This is a genomic window from Enterobacter cloacae complex sp. IR5428 (assembly GCF_049238585.1).
Classification (GTDB): domain Bacteria; phylum Pseudomonadota; class Gammaproteobacteria; order Enterobacterales; family Enterobacteriaceae; genus Enterobacter; species Enterobacter intestinihominis.
Genome location: NZ_JBMKHV010000004.1, coordinates 63,117 through 81,547, shown reverse-complemented (window position 1 = coordinate 81,547; position 18,431 = coordinate 63,117). Strand labels below are relative to the sequence as shown.

The following is an 18,431-nucleotide window of genomic DNA, read 5'->3' as shown; positions in this document are numbered from 1 at the left end:
CACAATTACAATAATTTCGTAACCTTTAAACAATATTTAAAAGTTGCTACCGTGCCACCGCAGCGTGTTTCACCTGTAATTTCTACGCATCAAGCACTATTCAACTAAGGCATAAATGATGAAAAAAATGACTGCCGTGCTCTTTTCTCTGGCCGTGGGGCTGAACGCCGTCTCGCTGGCGGCGAAGGCTGACGCACCAAAAGAGCAGGAAACGGATGTCCTTTTAATTGGTGGCGGCATCATGAGCGCCACGCTGGGCACATATCTTCAGGAATTAGAGCCGAACTGGTCCATGACCATGGTCGAGCGCCTTGATGGCGTGGCGCAGGAAAGCTCTAACGGCTGGAATAACGCCGGGACGGGGCACTCGGCACTTATGGAACTGAACTATACGCCGCAGAAAAAGGACGGTTCCATTAGTATCGAGAAGGCGGTAGAGATCAACGAAGCGTTCCAGATCTCACGTCAGTTCTGGTCTCACCAGGTGAACAGCGGTGTGTTGCACAATCCGCACTCCTTCATCAACACCGTTCCGCACATGAGCTTTGTGTGGGGCGATCAAAACGTCAACTTCCTGCGCGCGCGCTACGCAGCCCTGCAACAGAGCACGCTGTTCCGCGGGATGAAATACTCTGAAGATCATGCTCAAATCAAAGAGTGGGCGCCGCTGGTTATGGAAGGCCGCGATCCGAACCAGAAAGTGGCGGCGACCCGCACTGAAATTGGTACTGACGTTAACTACGGTGAAATCACCCGTCAGCTGGTGGCCTCTCTGAAGAAAAAAGAGAACTTTAACCTGCAACTCAGCTCCGAAGTGCGTGGTTTCAAGCGCAACGCGGATAACAGCTGGAGCGTGACCGTTGTCGATCTGAAAAACAACGAAGCCGAGCATGTGATTAAGGCGAAGTTCGTGTTTATCGGTGCTGGCGGCGCGGCGCTGAAACTGTTGCAGGAGTCCGGTATTCCGGAAGCGGACGACTACGCCGGCTTCCCGGTTGGCGGCCAGTTCCTGGTGTCGGAAAACCCTGAAGTGGTTAACCGTCATCTGGCTAAAGTGTACGGTCAGGCTTCTGTTGGTGCGCCACCGATGTCCGTTCCCCATATCGACACCCGTATGCTGGACGGTAAGCGCGTAGTGCTGTTCGGGCCGTTCGCCACATTCTCCACCAAGTTCCTGAAAAACGGTTCCCTTTGGGATCTGCTGAGCGCGACCACGACGTCGAACGTCAAGCCAATGATGGACGTGGGACTGGATAACTTCGATCTGGTGAAATACCTGATTAGCCAGGTGATGCTCTCTGATGAAGAACGCTTCGAGGCGCTGAAAGAGTACTATCCGCAGGCGAAGAAAGAAGACTGGCGTCTGTGGCAGGCGGGTCAGCGCGTGCAGATCATCAAACGCGATCCGAAAGAGGGCGGTGTGCTGCGTCTGGGTACCGAAGTAGTAAGCGATAAGGATGGCACTATTGCCGCGCTGCTGGGAGCATCCCCGGGGGCGTCTACCGCTGCGCCAATCATGCTACACCTGATGGAAAAAGTGTTTAAGGACAAAGTATCCAGCCCGGAATGGCAGGCGAAGCTGAAAACCATTATTCCATCCTACGGTACGAAGCTGAACGGTAACGTTGACGCCACGGAACAAGAGCTGGAATACACCAGTCGCGTTCTGCAACTGCAATACGTCAAACCGCAGGCTGCGGATGCTGCGCCACAGGCAGAGCTGAAGCCTCAGGCGGAAAACAAGCCGGTGGCGGATATCGCGCTGTAAGCTAAACGCAAAACGGTAACATCCGTTACCGTTTTTCGTGTTTTCTCCCTCTCCCACCGGGAGAGGGTTGGGGTGAGGGCACCAGAACGCACCCTTTCCAGGTCGGGTAAGCGTGAGCGCCACCCGACTTATTTTTAACGAACTACTGCTTGTCCTACCGTCTCATCCGCCTTCCATACGCGATATTTCACATCCACGTTTTCCGGCGTATAAACGACAATCGGCAGCTTGCTGTTATAGCGCAGCAGACTGTTATCACCCAGATAGGCGGTGATAAATTTCTTCTCTTTCTTGCCGTCCGGGCACGCCATCATGGTGGAGACTGGCGAGGTTACTTTGTCGAAGACATAGTAGTCATAACCCCAGCCTTCCAGCGTTTTGCTTTCCAGTTGGCCGCCCAGACGATGCTGGTTGCAGTCCACTTCCAGCGTCTGGCCGATTAACAGCTCGACTTTGAAATTCCCTTCATTCTGCTGAGCCGGGAGCTGAATAACCTGGCGCTTCATCCCTTTGTCCGCTTGCGGATACGGGGCAACTTTTTCCAGCGGCTGCTCTTTTGGGGTTTCGCTGGCGAAAGCGCTGGTGCTCGCGCACGCAGCGGCGATAAGGGCGATGGCAAATTTAGGTGCGTTTTTCACTGTCATTCCTTTTTGTTAAAACGATCCCGAAAAGACTAACATAATGTATGTGAATGGTTGGCGTAATTTACTCACGTTTTCATTTTAAACGGAGTAAAGCACTGCTTTTATGCTCTTTTATTGGTGTTTAATGCTGTGGTGGAGTCGGTGCAGAGATCGTGTTATTTTACGCGTTAATTATTGTTATTCATCTGTAAAGGGAGAAGAGATGGTACGGGAAAAACTGAAGACACCTGAAGGCCGCAAGTTCCTGCTGGCGTTACTGGTTGTGTTTATGATTGCTGCTGCATGCGTGGGGCGAGCAACCATTGTCGGCGTGATCGAGCAGTACAACATCCCGCTCTCTGCGTGGACAACCAGCATGTTTGTCCTGCAATCAGCGATGATCTTTGTTTACAGTCTGGTGTTCACCGTCCTGCTGGCGATTCCGCTGGGGATTTTCTTTCTCGGTGGGCGTGAGAAGCACTAAGCATTGTGCATGCGAAGACAGGTAATAAAAAACCAGCCATAAGCGGCTGGTTTTTTTGTGTAGTTTTGGTCGGCACGAGAGGATTTGAACCTCCGACCCCCGACACCCCATGACGGTGCGCTACCAGGCTGCGCTACGTGCCGACGCATAAAAGGAATACTACTCGATTCCTTTTTGATTGCAAGGGGGAAGCAACGCTAACTGATTCATAAATAATCAGTTAGCGATAAAGCGCTTCTCGTCTGTCAGCACCTGCAACAGCAAGCTGAGCTGCGGTTTCTGGTCTTTCAGCTTCTCACCTTCGAGGCTGTACGTCTGGTAATTGCCGTTGCTGTTCAGCACAAGGGACAGCGTCGGCGTGGTCACCACCAGCGTGTTTTCGCCAGCAGCCGTGACCCAGTTATGACGCCGCGTGGCGCTAAAGAGGTCTTGTCCCTGCGAGTATTCAATTGCCGGCGTGCTAACGTGCAGCAGCCGCTGCATTAACGTGGTCATGACGTCTTTATGGTCGGTCAGCATGTTGATGCGTTGCGCGGGAGTGCCCGGCCAGTGGATCACCAGCGGGACATGCAGGTTCGGACGCGACCAGTCCATGCCCTTCGCTTCGTCGCCGAGCGGCACGCCATGCCCCGCCGTGATAATGACGACCGTATTGTCCAGCTTGCCCGCGTCGCGCAGGGCGGTCAGCACGCGAGCGATCTGCGCATCGACATCACCCGCCGCACGGCTATAGCGGCGCGCGAAGCCTTTCTGATTGCTGTCATCAAGATTTGTGCCGTTAAACGCAACCCAGGAGAACCAGCGGTTATCTTCCTGTGCATAGCGCTTCAGCCAGTCTATCCACTGGTCAGCAGTCCGATCGTCAGACTGGCTCTGCGCGGCTGGCAGTGAGAAATCAGACAGCAGCGCCTGGCGGTACAGCGAGCTGTTGAAACCATCAGAGGCGAACAGCCCCAGCTGGTAGCCCTGCTGATTAAGCCCGGTAATCAATGCAGCCGGAATACGGGCCGACAGCACGCCGTCCATATAACTCGGTGAAATGCCGTAGAACAGACCGAAAATACCCGCGTCGGTCGAATTACCGGAACTCATGTGCTGAGTGAATACGATGTTGTTCTCAGCGAATTCAGCCAGGGCAGGCATTTGCTTCTCATAGCGAGAATAGTTCAGGCCATCGACGGTAATCAGCAGCACGTTCTGACCGCGCCCCATGTCGCGATATTTCAGATCGCTCAGGGGATACTGCACGCTGACCGCTTCCGGATTACCCTGTTCGACCAGACGACGCTGATACTCCTGCGCGTCCAGCAGACCGTGTTTTTCAAGGAAACGACGTGCCGTCATCGGATAGGAGAGCGGCAGATTCGCGCGCTGCATGGTAATAGGGCGGTAGAAGTTCGCATCTGCCCAGATATACATCAGGTGCGAACCGATAAATGAGGCGAAAAAGAGCGCCGCGACGGGCTTCGCATAATGTCGGCGTCGGGTCAGGCTGCGGAGCTTTTGCCAGCTCCACGTCGCGAACAACATTTCGATTAGCAGGATAATCGGCACGCTGATAAACATCAGCTGCCAGTCGCGGGCGGTCTCGTTCTGATCCGGGTTAATCACCAGCTCCCAGACGACAGGATTCAGGTGCAGGTGGAACCGGGTAAAGACTTCGCTGTCGATAAGCAACAGCGTCATGCCCGCCGTCGCAAGAATGGCGGACAGGAAGCGCATCAGCCGCTGCGACATGACGATAAACGTCAGTGGGAACAGGATCAGCAGATAGGTGGCGAAGACCAGAAAGCTAAAGTGACCAACAAGGCTCATCCACGAGTAGATACGCCCGGTTAACGTGGTTGGCCAGTCTGCCACAAACAGATAACGGCAGCCGAGCACCATCGCCAACAGAATGTTGAACAGGGCAAACCAGTGCCCCCAGCTGACCATCTGGGAGACTTTTTCACGGTAGCGCTGACGATTCGTCACCATAAACTGTTGTTCGTTTCCCTTAGTGTGCCTGGTCGTCGCTAACTGATGACTGCAAAGCCTGGGCGAAAGATTTGGCGATCGCCTGACGCTGAGCCGGAGCAACGCTGGTATTGATCAGGTTGGTAACCATATTTCCCAAAACCATCAGGGAGAGATCGGTTGGCGTTTTATGTTTTTCCAGTACGTTGACCAGCTCACTGAGCAGTTGTTCAACGTGTTCGTCACTGTAGCGGGAATGTTGTGGCATAAATCAAAATCAGTTTGTTGAGAGAAGGGCGACATATTACCGTAGCAACAGCTTTTTTTCCCCTTTTTTATCTTCTGTTGCACACATGCGTTGATGGTGGTTGAATACCGCCCGGTCTAAAAGGAGAGTTTATCATGAGTCTGGAAATCAACCAGATTGCCTTGCACCAGCTTATCAAGCGTGATGAGCAAACCCTTGAAGTGGTGCTACGCGATTCGTTACTGGAACCAACGCCTACCGTTGTCGAGATGATGGCGGAGTTGCATCGCGTCTACAGCGCGAAAAATAAAGCCTATGGCTTGTTCAGCGAAGAGAGCGAGCTGGCGGATAGCCTGCGCCTGCAACGTCAGGGCGAAGAGGATTTCCTGGCATTCAGCCGCGCTGCAACCGGCCGTCTTCGTGACGAACTGGCGAAATATCCCTTCGCCGATGGCGGTATCGTCCTGTTCTGCCACTACCGCTATCTGGCGGTAGAGTATCTGCTGGTCACCGTGCTGAATAATTTAAGCAGCATGCGTGTGAACGAGCAGTTGGATATCAGCTCAACGCACTATCTGGATATCAACCATGCGGATATTGTGGCGCGTATTGATTTAACTGAATGGGAAACCAATCCGGAATCGACGCGCTACCTGACCTTCCTTAAAGGCCGCGTGGGCCGCAAAGTGGCCGATTTCTTTATGGACTTCCTCGGTGCCAGTGAAGGGCTGAACGCCAAAGCGCAGAACAAAGGTCTGCTCCAGGCGGTGGATGACTTTACCGCTGAGGCGCAGCTGGATAAATCTGAGCGTCAGACCGTGCGTCAGCAGGTTTACAGCTACTGTAACGAGCAGTTACAGGCCGGGGAAGAGATTGAGCTGGAGTCGCTGTCCAAAGAGCTGGCGGGCGTCAGCGAAGTCAGCTTCCAGGAATTTACCGCAGAAAAAGGCTATGAGCTGGAAGAGAGCTTCCCGGCGGATCGCAGTACGCTGCGTCAGCTGACGAAATTTGCCGGTAGCGGCGGTGGGTTAACCATTAACTTTGATGCCATGCTGCTCGGGGAACGTATCTTCTGGGATCCGGCGACCGACACGCTGACCATTAAAGGCACGCCGCCGAATCTGCGCGATCAGCTCCAGCGTCGCACCTCAGGCGGTAAGTAGCGGCCATAAAAAAACCCCGCAGAAGCGGGGTTTTTCTCGACTGGTTTGCGATTACGCGCGAACGAAGTCGATGTGAGACAGTTTTGGCTTGAACGGGTGACGCTGAACAGCCTGAACTTTCACTTTTTCTTCTTTACCGCCAACAACGATGGTCAGAACTTCGCTGTAGAATTCAGCTTTATTCTGCATGTTCCACACTTTGTCGTGATCCAGTTCGATTGCAACTGGAGCAGCTTCGCCACCGTAAACGATAGCCGGGAACTTGTTAGCGTTACGCAGGCGGCGGCTCGCACCCTTACCCTGCACGTTACGTACTTCTGCTTCGATAGTGAACATTGATTTCTCTCTGTATTTAAAACCCTGCTACAGGCGACCCAGCAGCAGGTGAGTGTTCTGCCTCACGGATGTGAAGCGGGCGGCATTTTATACTCAAATGGCTCGCGCATCAACGAAAAGTCCCGTTAACCGCGCAATTCGTTTGCCCGGCGAAAGCGTCCTTCATAGTCAAAGACCTTCTCACGCACCTGCCAGAACTGCCCTTTTTTACGGGCGACAACAAAATCAGGATGGCGCAGCAGCGCCTGCTGGCGCACGATATCGGCAACGGTTATCCAGCGCAGCGGCACGCCGGGCGTGCGGGTATGCGGGCGGATAAAGAGCTGTTCGAACGCGGTGCGCTGGGCGGGCGTCTGGACCCTGAACCGCTCGCTCACGTCTGCGCCGTCTTCGTCGTAATAGGTAATCTTTAGCCACTCGCCTTTTTCATCCGCACCGGGCTGTAAGACCATGCCGGAACAGCGCAGCACCAGCGCATCTTTCAGTTTCAGCGCCGCTTTCAGCATGTCATCCGGGTCGACCAACACCGTGTCACACTCCCGACAGCGGCGGGCAGCGATATCGTTCTCGGCGTTGCACTGCGGGCAGTTTTTGAAGCGGAAGCGGAAATCACACTGTTCGCGATGGCCTTCATCGTCTTCAAACCAGCCCTGACAGCGGCGGCCAAAATGTTCGATCAGCGTGCCGTCGGCGGTAGTTTTGCCCCAGAAAGTGTTGGCAAACCCGCAGGCCGGACAAAACACCTGTACCGGCACGTTGTCGCTCTTGCCTTTTGGCGTGCCCACTTCCGGGGAGTAGAGATCGTGCGGATTACCGGCATAATCGAGGATCAGACAGTCGGTTTTGCCCGGTGCCAGGCGCAGGCCACGGCCGACAATCTGCTGGTACAGGCTGACGGATTCGGTTGGGCGAAGAATCGCAATCAAGTCAACGTGCGGTGCGTCAAACCCGGTGGTTAATACGGAGACATTCACCAGGTAGCGGAACTGCTGGGCTTTGAAAGCCTCAATCAGGCTGTCGCGCTCCGGCCCGGGGGTTTCACCGGTAATTAACGCCGCGTCGTTGGTGGGCAGAAGCCCCGTGATTTCACGCGCGTGTTCGACGGTAGCAGCAAAAATCATCACCCCTTTACGCGTTTGCGCAAATTCTTCAATCTGGCTGATGATATGCGGCGTGATCCGCTTCTGTTTTTTCAGCTCATGGTTAAGATCCGCCTCGCTGAACAGCCCGTTGCTCTGCGCCTGTAAGCGGCTGAAATCGTACTGCACGACCGGCATATCCAGCCGCTCCGGTGGCGTCAGATAGCCATGCTTGATCATGTAGCGCAGCGGAAGCTCATAGATACAGTCGCGGAACAGGGCCTTTTCATCGCCACGCACCATGCCGTGATAATGAAACTGATAAATCCAGCCCTTGCCCAGACGAAATGGCGTGGCGGTCAGGCCAAGCAGGCGTAAGTGAGGGTTCACCTCTCTCAGATGAGTGAGGATTTGCTGATACTGGCTGTCGTCGTCATCGCTGATGCGGTGACACTCATCGACAATCAGCAGGGAAAACTCGCTGCGAAACAGGTCCAGGTTGCGCGCAACGGACTGTACGCTGCCAAACACCACTTTCCCGTGGCTCTCTTTGCGCTTCAGCCCGGCGGCAAAAATATCGGCCTCCAGGCCGAGCGCGCAATATTTGGCGTGGTTTTGCGCCACCAGCTCTTTTACGTGCGCCAGCACCAGCACGCGCCCGCGAGCCAGGCGCGCCAGTTCGGCAATCACCAGGCTTTTACCGGCTCCGGTCGGGAGCACGATGGCGGCGGGTTCCCGGTGCTTGCGAAACCAGGCGAGGGTGGCATCAACGGCTTCTTGCTGATAGGGGCGTAGTGTGAACGTCATGGCTTCTCTATTCAGTTAACTCGCATATAGTATGCCACGAAACTTTTTCCCTTGAGTGGCGCAACCAGACCATTATACTGAACTGTTTCTGACTGCTTCTTTTTCGGACGCGTAGTCCGACTTCCAGCACCATTAAGGCTAAAAAGATTTCATGCGACTTGATAAGTTTATCGCTCAGCAACTCGGCGTAAGCCGCGCTATTGCCGGGCGTGAAATTCGCGCCAGCCGCGTAACCGTGGACGGCGACATTGTGAAAGACAGCGCTTTTAAACTCCAGCCTGACCACCAGGTGGAGTATGACGGCAACCCGCTGACCCAGCAGAATGGCCCGCGCTACTTCATGCTCAACAAACCGGAAGGTTACGTCTGTTCAACGGACGATCCGGATCACCCGACGGTGCTCTACTTCCTCGACGAACCTGTGGCGCACAAGCTGCATGCGGCAGGGCGTCTGGATATTGATACCACCGGCCTGGTGCTGATGACCGATGACGGTCAGTGGTCGCACCGCATCACCTCCCCGCGCCATCACTGTGAGAAAACCTATCGGGTGACACTTGAGTCGCCGGTCTCGGATGACACGGCAGAGCAATTCGCGAAAGGCGTTCAGCTACATAATGAAAAAGATCTGACCAAACCGGCGGTGCTGGAAGTCATTACCCCAACGGACGTCCGTCTGACCATCAGTGAAGGCCGTTACCACCAGGTGAAACGGATGTTTGCCGCCGTGGGCAACCACGTTTTGGGGCTGCATCGTGAACGTATCGGCGCGATTGAACTCGATCCAGACCTGGCGCCAGGGGAATATCGCCCGCTGACGGAAGAAGAGATTGCCAGCGTCGGGCTGCTTTCACGCTAAATTCAGGAGAACCCTGTGACCACCAGGCCACACTCGTCGTTTAAAATCGTATTTATCCTTGGCCTGTTGGCCATGCTGATGCCGCTGTCTATCGATATGTATCTGCCCGCGCTGCCGGTGATTTCCGCGCAGTTTGGCGTACCGGCAGGCAGCGCACAGATGACGCTCAGCACCTACATTCTTGGTTTTGCGCTCGGCCAGCTCTTTTATGGCCCAATGGCAGACAGCCTGGGGCGCAAACCCGTTATTCTGGGCGGGACGTTGATATTTGCCGCGGCGGCGGTGGCCTGCGCGCTGGCGCAGAGTATCGATCAGCTGATCGTGATGCGTTTCTTCCATGGCCTGGCTGCGGCTGCGGCAAGCGTGGTGATTAACGCGCTGATGCGCGACATCTACCCGAAGGAAGAGTTCTCACGCATGATGTCGTTCGTCATGCTGGTCACAACCATTGCGCCGCTGGTCGCCCCCATGGTGGGCGGGGCGGTGCTGGTGTGGTTCAGCTGGCATGCGATTTTCTGGATCCTGGCGATTGCCGCGCTGCTGGCCTCGGTGATGATCTTCGTCTTTATCGATGAAACGCTGCCGGTCGAGCGCCGTCAGAAGTTTCACGTCCGCACCACGCTTGGCAACTTTGCCTCGCTGTTTCGCCATAAGCGCGTGCTGAGCTATATGCTGGCCAGCGGCTTTAGCTTTGCCGGGATGTTTTCGTTCCTGAGCGCGGGGCCGTTTGTGTACATCGAACTGAACCATGTGTCACCCCAGCACTTTGGTTACTACTTCGCGCTGAATATCGTGTTCCTGTTTGTGATGACCATTATCAACAGCCGCTTTGTCCGGCGGGTCGGGGCGCTGAATATGTTCCGCGCCGGGCTGTGGATCCAGTTCGTGATGGCTATCTGGCTGGTATTGAGCGCATTGTTGGGCGTAGGTTTTTGGGCGCTGGTGGTGGGCGTGGCGGCGTTTGTTGGCTGCGTCTCGATGGTCTCATCCAACGCGATGGCGGTGATCCTCGACGAATTCCCGCATATGGCGGGCACCGCCTCGTCGCTGGCAGGGACGTTCCGTTTCGGGATTGGCGCGATTGTCGGGGCACTGCTCTCAATGGCGACGTTTAATACTGCCTGGCCGATGCTGTGGGCGATTGCCCTCTGCGCGACTTGCTCCATCCTCTTCTATCTTTACGCCAGCCGGCCCCGTAAGACGGCGCATAAATGAGCACTTAAGGCCCGAAACGGGCCTTTTTGTTGACCCATATCAACCAACCCTCGGTTCGTTTACCCGGTGTTTGTTTCTTTTATGTAAAATCTATTTATGTAAAAAGTCACATCATTGTATTTAAAAAGGTTGAGTTAGATCGCAGAAACGGGTACATATAGCGCCGACGCGAGCCTGCAACGCCTATAAAATCCGCTAAACAGTGCAGGTTGGCGATGATGTGTTACTATAAATGTAAATAAATTGTGAAGTAAATTTGCTTCCGGGGATCTGAACGTGAATACATTACAACTCTCCATTGTCCATCGCTTGCCCCAGAGCTATCGCTGGTCGACGGGTTTTGCAGGTTCGAAAGTTGAACCGATTCCGCAAAGCGTTGCCGGGGAGGATAATTGTCTGGTGGCGCTCAAGCTGCTTAGCCCGAGCGATGAAAATGCGTGGCCGGTTATGGAACGTCTCAGCCAGGCGCTGACGGACATCGAAGTAGACAGCTCCGTGCTGGAATGCGAAGGTGAGCCGTGCCTGTTTGTTAACAGCCAGGATGAATTTGCTGCGACCTGCCGTCTGAAAAACTTCGGCGTGGCCATTGCCGAACCGTTCTCCGGTCAATATCCTTTCTGAGTGCTAGTCAGCGGACAATAGCTGGCGCGTGTAATCCTGCGCAGGCGCAGTGAATACGCGCTGGCACTCTCCCTGCTCAACGACTTCTCCCTGCCGCAATACCACCACCTGATGGCAAAGCGCACGCACCACCTGTAAATCGTGGCTGATAAAGATATAGGCCAGCCGATGCTTTTCCTGTAGCCCCTTCAGCAGCGCCAGAATTTGCGCCTGCACGGTGCGGTCCAGTGAAGAGGTAGGCTCGTCCAGCACGATCAGCTCCGGTTTAAGGATCAACGCGCGGGCAATCGCTATACGCTGGCGCTGTCCGCCGGAAAACTCAGCCGGATACCGGTGCCGGGTCTCGGGATCTAAACCCACTTCCGCCATCACCCGCTTCACGTCGATTTCACGCTGTTGTGCCGTCAGCGCGGGCTGATGAACGCGCAGGCCCTCTTCAATAATCTGCAATACGCTCAGCCGCGGGTTCAGCGAAGAGTTCGGATCCTGAAAGACCACCTGCATCCGCGGGCGGACGGGCAGCATTTGGCGGCGGCTCAGGTTTTGCAGCGGCATGCCGTCAAAGAGAATGCTTCCCTGCGAGGCGATCAGGCGCAGCAGCGCCAGGCCGGTGGTGCTTTTGCCCGAACCGGATTCGCCCACAAGCCCAAGCGACTCGCCCGGACGCAGAGAGAAGCTCATGTTTTTCAGAACATGATTGTGATCGACCACGCGACGCAAAATGCCTTTGCGGATCGGGAATGACACCGACAGGTCCTCAACCTTCAGCAACGGTGCGCTGTCAGCGTTAAGCGGAACCGGGTCGCCAGAGGGTTCGCTATCGAACAGGCGCTGTGTATACGGGTGCTGAGGCGCGCTCAGCAGGGCAGTTGCCCTGTTCTGTTCGACACAGCGGCCGTTTTGCATCACGGCCACCGCGTCAGCGAGCTTTTTCACGATGCCCAGGTTATGCGTAATAAACAGCAGGCTCATGTTCAGCTCGTCGCGCAGTTCACGCAGCAGTTGCAGAATTTGCGCCTGCACCGTGACGTCCAGCGCGGTGGTGGGTTCATCCGCAATCAACAGTTCGGGGCGCGTCAGCAGCGCCATCGCGATCATCACGCGCTGGCGCTCGCCGCCGGAAAGCTGATGCGGGAAATCGTTCAGCCGTTTCGCCGCATTACGAATGCCGGTGCGTTCAAGGCAGTCCAGAATTTCCCCCCGCGCTGCCTCTTTACGCATTCCCCGATGAAGTGACAGCACTTCATAGAGCTGTTTTTCCAGCGTATGCAATGGATTGAGCGACACCATCGGCTCCTGAAAAATCATGGCAATCTTATTGCCACGAATGCCGCGCAGGGTTTGCTCATCAGCGTTCAGCAGGGATTGTCCATGGAACAGAATATCCCCCTGCGGATAGCTAACCGGCGGGGAAGGGAGCAGGCGCAGCACCGACAGAGCCGAAACGCTCTTACCGGAGCCGGATTCCCCGACCAGCGCCAGCGTCTCTCCGCGCTGGATCTGCAACGATAAATCCGTCACCACCGGGCGAGATTCGCCCTGCTTTGAAAACGCAATCGACAGATTTTCTATGCTCAGAAGAGGCCGGGTCATGTCATACCGCCTTGTTGGGATCGAAGGCATCGCGCACGGCTTCGCCAATAAAAATCAGCAGGGAAAGCAGCACCGCCACGGAGAGGAATGCGGCGATGCCCAGCCAGGGGGCCTGTAGGTTGTTTTTGCCCTGCAACAGCAGTTCGCCAAGAGACGGTGAGCCCAGCGGCAAACCGAAACCAAGAAAATCAAGCGACGTCAGGGTGGTAATGGAGCTACACAAAATAAACGGCAGGAAGGTGAGGGTCGCCACCACCGCATTGGGAAGCATGTGACGGAAGATAATTGCGCGATCGCTCACGCCTAATGCCTGCGCGGCGCGAATATAATCGTAATTTCGCGTGCGCAGAAACTCCGCGCGCACCACGCCGACCAGTGCCATCCAGCCGAACAGGACGGTGATGCCTAACAGCCACCAGAAGCCAGGCTGTACTACGCTGGACAGCAGGATAATCAGAAACAGCGTCGGCATACCGGACCAGACTTCAATTACGCGCTGCCCCCACAAATCGATTTTTCCACCGTAATAGCCCTGCATGGCGCCCGCCACGACGCCCATCACGCTGCTAAAGAGCGTCAGAAGCAGCCCAAACAGGAGCGAGATGCGGGTGCCATAGAGGATGCGCGCCAGCACATCGCCGCCGTTGGCGTCCGTTCCCAGCCAGTTCTGCGAGGAAGGCGGGGAAGGGAAGGGGGTGGACGTGGCGTAGTTAATACTGTTCGCGCCAAAGCGAATCGGTGCCCAAAGCGCCCAGCCGTGCTGCGCGATCTGTTCACGTAACCAGGGATCCTGATACTCGGCTGGCGTCGCAAACGGACCGCCAAAATCGCTTTCGCTATAGGTAGTAAGCACCGGCACGTACCAGCGATCTTTGAAATGCACCAGCAGGGGTTTATCGTTGGCAATCAGTTCGGAACACAGACTTAAGGCAAACAGGACGGCGAAGATCCACAGCGACCAGTAGCCGCGACGGTTGTGGCGAAAGCGCGCCCAGCGGGCCTGATTGACGGGGCTTAAACGCGACATTAGCGGCCCTCAAAATCGATACGGGGATCGACCAGCGTATAGCTGATATCGCTGATGATATTCAGCAGCAGGCCGATCAGGGTGAAAATGTACAGTGTGCCAAACATCACCGGGTAATCACGGGAGACGGTGGCCTCATAGCCGAGCAGCCCTAAACCGTTGAGAGAGAACATCACTTCTATCAGCAGAGAGCCGGTAAAAAACATACTGATGAACGTGGCGGGAAAACCGGCAATCACCAGCAGCATGGCGTTACGAAAAACGTGCTTCCACATAATCTGCTTTTCACCGACGCCTTTGGCGCGCGCGGTGACGACGTACTGTTTGCGGATCTCATCAAGAAAGGCATTTTTGGTCAGCATCGTAAGCGCCGCAAAACCGCCGATAACCGTCGCCAGCACCGGAAGCGTGATGTGCCAGAAGTAATCGGTGATTTTCTGATACCACGGCAACGTGCTGAAATCCGCAGAGACCAGCCCGCGCAGCGGGAAGAGGTCGAAATAACTGCCGCCAGCGAAAAAGACAATCAGCAGCACGGCAAACAGAAACGCCGGGATAGCGTAGCCGATGATAATGAACGTGCTGCTCCAGATATCAAAACGGCTACCGTTGTAGACCGCTTTGCGGATCCCCAGCGGAATGGAGACCAGATAAATAATCAGCGTCCCCCACAGTCCGAGCGTGATGGAAACCGGAAGGCTTTGCTTGATCAGGGTTAGCACCGAGGCGCTGCGAAACAGGCTGTCGCCAAAATCGAAACGGACATAATCCCAGAGCATCCTGAAATATCGCTCGTGCAGCGGCTTGTCAAAACCATAGCGATGGGTGATCTCGGCGATCACCTCCGGATCCAGTCCCCGACCGCCCCGGTAGTGGCTTTCGCTGATATTGCCCACGCCCGTCCGGGCATGGCTGGCCCCCATTCCTTCACCGCCGCCGCCCGGCATGCCGCCAGCGTGACCAAATTCTATGGCCGCAATCGCCTGGTCCACCGGGCCGCCGGGGGCAATCTGCACGATAAAAAAGTTAATGGTAATGATGGCCCATAGCGTCGGGATAACCAGCAGCAGCCTGCGGATAAGATAAGCGCCCATCGTCACTCCTCAACGCCGCGCTGCGGGCAGTTTTGCGGCTTTATTCACGTCATACCACCACGTATCAAAACCAAGCGTATAAACCGGGCGAACGGCGGGCAGGGAGAATTTGTCCCAGCGGGCCACGCGATCTTCACCCATGTACCACATCGGCAGCATGTAATAGTTCCAGGTTAACACCCGGTCAAGCGCGCGCCCGAGCGGCAGAAGTTTCTCTTTATCGCCCTGAGCGGCAACGATTTTCGCGATCAGCGCATCAATCACCGGACTCTTTACCCCCGGAGCGTTGTAGGAGGAGTCGATATACCCCGATGCCCAGGAGATTTGCAGGTCTGAACTCGGCCACGGCTGGGCAGCCCACAGGGTTTGCATCATGTCGTAATCGCGACTGCGCTTGCGGTTGGTCAGCTGGGCAATATCGACCTGGCGGATATTCATGGTCACCCCAAGACGGGCAAGGTTCTTCTTAAACGGCAGCACCCACTGATCGTTTGCGCCGGAGGCAATCAGCAGTTCGAAGCTGAGCGGCTTACCAGTTTTAACATTTACTCGTAGCCGATTTTTCAACACCCAGCCAGCGTCATCCAGCAGTTTGCTGGCTTTCAGCAGGTTGTCCCGGTCGAACCCGTTTCCGTCGGATTTTGGCGGTTCAAATAGGCGGGTGAACACTTCCGGCGGGAGCTCCGCTTTCATTGGCGCCAGCAAAACCAGCTCGTCCGCGTGGGGATAATCACGGGCGGCATATTCAGTATTCTGGAAATAGCTGTTCGCCCGGCTGTAGGCTCCGTAAAACAGCGCTTTGTTCATCCATTCGAAATCAAACGCCAGGGTAATAGCTTCACGCACCCGACGATCGGAAAAAACCGGGCGCTGAATATTAAACGCCAGCCAGCGCGTGTCCTGCGCGGATTCGTTTTTATGTTCGTCTTTAACGATATAGCCTTTCGCGAAATTTTTTCCGATATACCGGGTCGCCCAGTTTTTGGCGCTGTTCTCGACACGTAAATCAAATGCGCCTGCCTTAAACGCCTCGAAGGCCACGTTATCATCCAGGTAGTAGTCGTAGCGGATTGTATCGAAGTTCCAGCGGCCCCGGTTTACCGGCAGCGTGGCTGCCCAGTAATCTTTCACGCGGGAATAGATCACGTACTGGCCCATTCGCCAGTCGGTAATGCGATACGGTCCTCCGGCCAGCGGCGGGGAAGAGAGGGGATCGCTCAGCTTATGGTTTTTCCAGAATGATTCGGGCATGACGGGCAGGGAGAACAGGCTCAGCATATTCTCTTTGTTTGGCTCAGGGAGTTCGATTCGCACGGTCAGCGGGGCGATGGCTTTCACCGTGGTGCCCTTGTACACCAGACGAAACTGCGGCACGCCTTCGGTCATAAATTTATGAAAGGTGAACGCCACATCGCGGGCGCTAACCGGCGTACCGTCGTGAAAACGCGCCCGCGGATTAATCGCGATTTCTGCCCAGCTAAAATCATCGGCGTAACGCACGTTCTCAGCGACCAGGGGATAATAGCTGCCGGGCTCGTCGTCGGAGGTGACGAACAGCGTGTCATAGAGGGATTCGGTACGCGCTGCCGCCACGCCGCGCAGGGCGAAGCGGTTAAAGTTGTCAAACGTTCCGGTCGCGGAAAGCGTCACGTTCCCGCCTTTCGGGGCGGCGGGGTTCACATAATCGTAGTGAGTAAAGTTGACCGCATACTTCGGCTCGCCAATGACGGCAAAGGCCGTGCTCTCTTTGATGGTCTGCGCCTGGCTCGACAGGCTCACCAGCGCCAACAGCATCATTACAACGCGCATAATCATAGTGCGGCGGATCCCTTTGTTCACAGGCAGGCTCGGTTGAGGAGAATAATAAGGGACAGCGCCGTGATTGTGAAATTATTCCCCGAGCGTGATGTCGGGTTGCCACGTCCTGAACTGCTCCAGCGGCATTGGTCGGCCGATCCAGTAGCCCTGAAGATAGTTCACGCCATGCTCGCGCAGCCACGCCGCCTGCTCGGGCGTTTCAACACCCTCGGCGACGGTTAACATATTCAGGCGTTCTGCCAGCGTCAGCACCGCGTCAAGCACTGGCGAGGTAACGGTTTCAGTCCCGATGGCATTCACGAAGCCACGGTCAATTTTCAGGTAATCCATCGTGAAGCGTTCCAGATAGATCAGCGCGCTGTGACCGGTGCCAAAATCATCGATGGCGATTTCAAAACCTTCATTGTGCAGCCATTCAAACAGCTGATTTGCCTCGCGGTGGTTGATCATGTCGCGCTCGGTTATTTCCAGCACAATCTGGAAGTGATCGGGCGGAAGGGCAGCGGCAAACGCGCGCATATCCTCCTTAAAGTTTTCCGCATGCAGATGACCGGGCGCGATGTTGATCCCAAACTTGGCCCCAGGCGGGAGCACCGTTTGCAGGACAGGGGCATCGCGGATAATCAGGTCAAAAAGATGCAGCGTCAGCGGGACAATCAGCTTCTGCGCTTCAGCGAAGTTAATAAAGGCATCCGGTGGAATTTCGCCCATCACCGGGTGCTTCCAGCGCATCAGGGCTTCCAGCCCGGTCATTCTGAGCGACTGCGCATCCACGACGGGCTGATAGACCACGTAGAACTGGTCGTGCTTGATGGCCGTAAGGATCTCTTTCCCGGGATTCAGACGGATAGTGAGAATATAGAAATTCAGCAGACCTGCCGCAATACCGCAGACCAGGCCGAAGAACACGGCGTAGAGCAGTTCATCGGTCTTCCAGGCTTGCGCATAGACGTTAACGGTCAGAGGAATATTTTTCAGCGTGGCGGTGCGGGCAGGGACCTCAGGCAAATCCCGCGCCTGAACCAGCATTCCGGACTGGGTGGATAACGCGGAGTCGCCAATGACGATCGATATTCCGGAAAATTCATCCTGACGTGACGTATAAAGAAGGTAAGGCGTCAGGTTGATGTTCACGGAGGTAAATACGCCGCCGTCTTTTACCAGCGGATTGCGATACCAGATAGCGATCGCGGGTTTATCCGGCAGCATGGGCGTACCCGGCAGGAGCGCGATATCAACAGGTTTGCTGATGTGTAGCTGAGGGATAAGCGTTTCCATCGGGGTATTCATCGGACCTGTTGCCGAAGAGCAGAAGGCCTGTTTATCCCGGACCAGCAAAAAGGCGCGCACGTTAATACTGAAGGCCGCGCGTGAGGTGAGCGCCGCACTGACCTCTTCACAGCTGTTCAGCGTGAGCGGCTGGAGCGTATCAATAGAGGTTTTAAGCTCGTCGAAAAAGCTCTCCATGTAGACGCTTAAATCCGTAATGAGGGTATCGTACCTGACTTCTCGCTTGTGATAACTCCAGTAAAACTGTAACGCACTCAGAAGCAGGGCGGTAAACAACCCCGTCAGAATACTGAGAAACAGTATCTTGCGGTTGCTGGAGAAGTAGCGGGTAAACATAGATGTCGTGATTCCTGAAATGACGCTGGATGTCTATCAGTGTAACGGGCAAAAAAAAACACTGCCGGAGCAGTGCTTTTTTAATCGTATCGCCAGCCAAGGGATAACCAACGAT

At 55.3% G+C, this 18,431-nt stretch carries 16 protein-coding genes and 1 tRNA gene; 6 read left to right on the top strand and 11 right to left on the bottom strand.

Annotation, left to right across the window (positions count from 1 at the left end; genetic code table 11):
- The first annotated feature begins 118 nt into the window (after positions 1-118).
- On the top strand, positions 119-1,768 hold the full coding sequence (mqo, locus tag ACOTXC_RS06925; RefSeq protein ID WP_421767560.1) for a malate dehydrogenase (quinone): 1,650 nt from the start codon (positions 119-121) through the stop codon (positions 1,766-1,768).
- A 134-nt stretch (positions 1,769-1,902) separates the two neighbouring features.
- On the opposite strand, the gene eco is transcribed toward mqo, so the two are convergent.
- Positions 1,903-2,412, bottom strand: coding sequence for a serine protease inhibitor ecotin (eco, locus tag ACOTXC_RS06920; RefSeq protein ID WP_032622478.1), 510 nt, complete (start codon positions 2,410-2,412; stop codon positions 1,903-1,905).
- Positions 2,413-2,614: 202 nt separating this feature from the next.
- Here eco and ACOTXC_RS06915 point away from each other — a divergent pair, with 202 nt between their 5' ends.
- Entirely contained in the window at positions 2,615-2,875 is a 261-nt protein-coding gene (locus ACOTXC_RS06915) for a DUF2534 family protein (protein ID WP_006811332.1), read from the top strand.
- A 66-nt stretch (positions 2,876-2,941) separates the two neighbouring features.
- Here ACOTXC_RS06915 and ACOTXC_RS06910 read toward each other — a convergent pair.
- The 3 genes from ACOTXC_RS06910 to ACOTXC_RS06900 form a co-directional block, all read right to left on the bottom strand.
- A tRNA-Pro gene (locus tag ACOTXC_RS06910) sits at positions 2,942-3,018 on the bottom strand.
- A gap of 73 nt (positions 3,019-3,091) precedes the next feature.
- Positions 3,092-4,852, bottom strand: a complete 1,761-nt coding sequence (gene yejM, locus ACOTXC_RS06905) for an LPS biosynthesis-modulating metalloenzyme YejM (RefSeq protein ID WP_022648735.1) — start codon at positions 4,850-4,852, stop codon at positions 3,092-3,094.
- Positions 4,853-4,871: 19 nt separating this feature from the next.
- Entirely contained in the window at positions 4,872-5,099 is a 228-nt protein-coding gene (locus tag ACOTXC_RS06900) for a YejL family protein (RefSeq protein ID WP_001135586.1), read from the bottom strand.
- A 134-nt stretch (positions 5,100-5,233) separates the two neighbouring features.
- On the opposite strand from ACOTXC_RS06900, the gene yejK reads away from it, so the two are divergent.
- Positions 5,234-6,241 carry a nucleoid-associated protein YejK gene (yejK, locus tag ACOTXC_RS06895; protein WP_017693031.1) on the top strand — a complete coding sequence of 336 codons (1,008 nt, stop codon included), beginning with the start codon at positions 5,234-5,236 and terminating at the stop codon, positions 6,239-6,241.
- Positions 6,242-6,292: 51 nt separating this feature from the next.
- On the opposite strand, the gene rplY is transcribed toward yejK, so the two are convergent.
- On the bottom strand, positions 6,293-6,577 hold the full coding sequence (gene rplY / locus ACOTXC_RS06890; protein WP_022648733.1) for a 50S ribosomal protein L25: 285 nt from the start codon (positions 6,575-6,577) through the stop codon (positions 6,293-6,295).
- Between the two features lie 125 nt (positions 6,578-6,702).
- Positions 6,703-8,463 (bottom strand): DEAD/DEAH box helicase, encoded by a 1,761-nt coding sequence (locus ACOTXC_RS06885; RefSeq protein ID WP_022648732.1) that lies wholly within the window; start codon positions 8,461-8,463, stop codon positions 6,703-6,705.
- Positions 8,464-8,614: 151 nt separating this feature from the next.
- Between ACOTXC_RS06885 and rsuA the strand changes: the two genes are divergently transcribed.
- From rsuA to ACOTXC_RS06870, 3 genes are all read left to right on the top strand, one after another.
- Positions 8,615-9,322 carry a 16S rRNA pseudouridine(516) synthase RsuA gene (gene rsuA / locus ACOTXC_RS06880; RefSeq protein ID WP_421767523.1) on the top strand — a complete coding sequence of 236 codons (708 nt, stop codon included), beginning with the start codon at positions 8,615-8,617 and terminating at the stop codon, positions 9,320-9,322.
- Between the two features lie 15 nt (positions 9,323-9,337).
- On the top strand, positions 9,338-10,537 hold the full coding sequence (locus ACOTXC_RS06875) for a Bcr/CflA family multidrug efflux MFS transporter (protein ID WP_022648730.1): 1,200 nt from the start codon (positions 9,338-9,340) through the stop codon (positions 10,535-10,537).
- Positions 10,538-10,813: 276 nt separating this feature from the next.
- Entirely contained in the window at positions 10,814-11,158 is a 345-nt protein-coding gene (locus tag ACOTXC_RS06870) for a YejG family protein (protein ID WP_003859372.1), read from the top strand.
- A 3-nt stretch (positions 11,159-11,161) separates the two neighbouring features.
- Here ACOTXC_RS06870 and yejF read toward each other — a convergent pair whose 3' ends face one another.
- The 5 genes from yejF to ACOTXC_RS06845 form a co-directional block, all read right to left on the bottom strand.
- Positions 11,162-12,751, bottom strand: coding sequence for a microcin C ABC transporter ATP-binding protein YejF (gene yejF, locus ACOTXC_RS06865; protein ID WP_421767522.1), 1,590 nt, complete (start codon positions 12,749-12,751; stop codon positions 11,162-11,164).
- A gap of 1 nt (position 12,752) precedes the next feature.
- Positions 12,753-13,778 carry a microcin C ABC transporter permease gene (locus tag ACOTXC_RS06860; RefSeq protein WP_023330165.1) on the bottom strand — a complete coding sequence of 342 codons (1,026 nt, stop codon included), beginning with the start codon at positions 13,776-13,778 and terminating at the stop codon, positions 12,753-12,755.
- The gene (locus tag ACOTXC_RS06855; protein WP_003859369.1) at positions 13,778-14,872 is read right to left on the bottom strand and encodes a microcin C ABC transporter permease YejB; all 1,095 of its coding nucleotides are present in this window, start codon (positions 14,870-14,872) and stop codon (positions 13,778-13,780) included. The genes ACOTXC_RS06860 and ACOTXC_RS06855 overlap by 1 nt, the downstream gene beginning before the upstream one ends.
- Positions 14,873-14,881: 9 nt before the next feature.
- Complete coding sequence (locus ACOTXC_RS06850) at positions 14,882-16,687, bottom strand: extracellular solute-binding protein (protein WP_126315032.1); 1,806 nt, start codon at positions 16,685-16,687, stop codon at positions 14,882-14,884.
- 75 nt (positions 16,688-16,762) lie between these two features.
- Positions 16,763-18,316, bottom strand: a complete 1,554-nt coding sequence (locus ACOTXC_RS06845) for a cyclic di-GMP phosphodiesterase (RefSeq protein WP_421767521.1) — start codon at positions 18,314-18,316, stop codon at positions 16,763-16,765.
- Positions 18,317-18,431 lie beyond the last annotated feature (115 nt).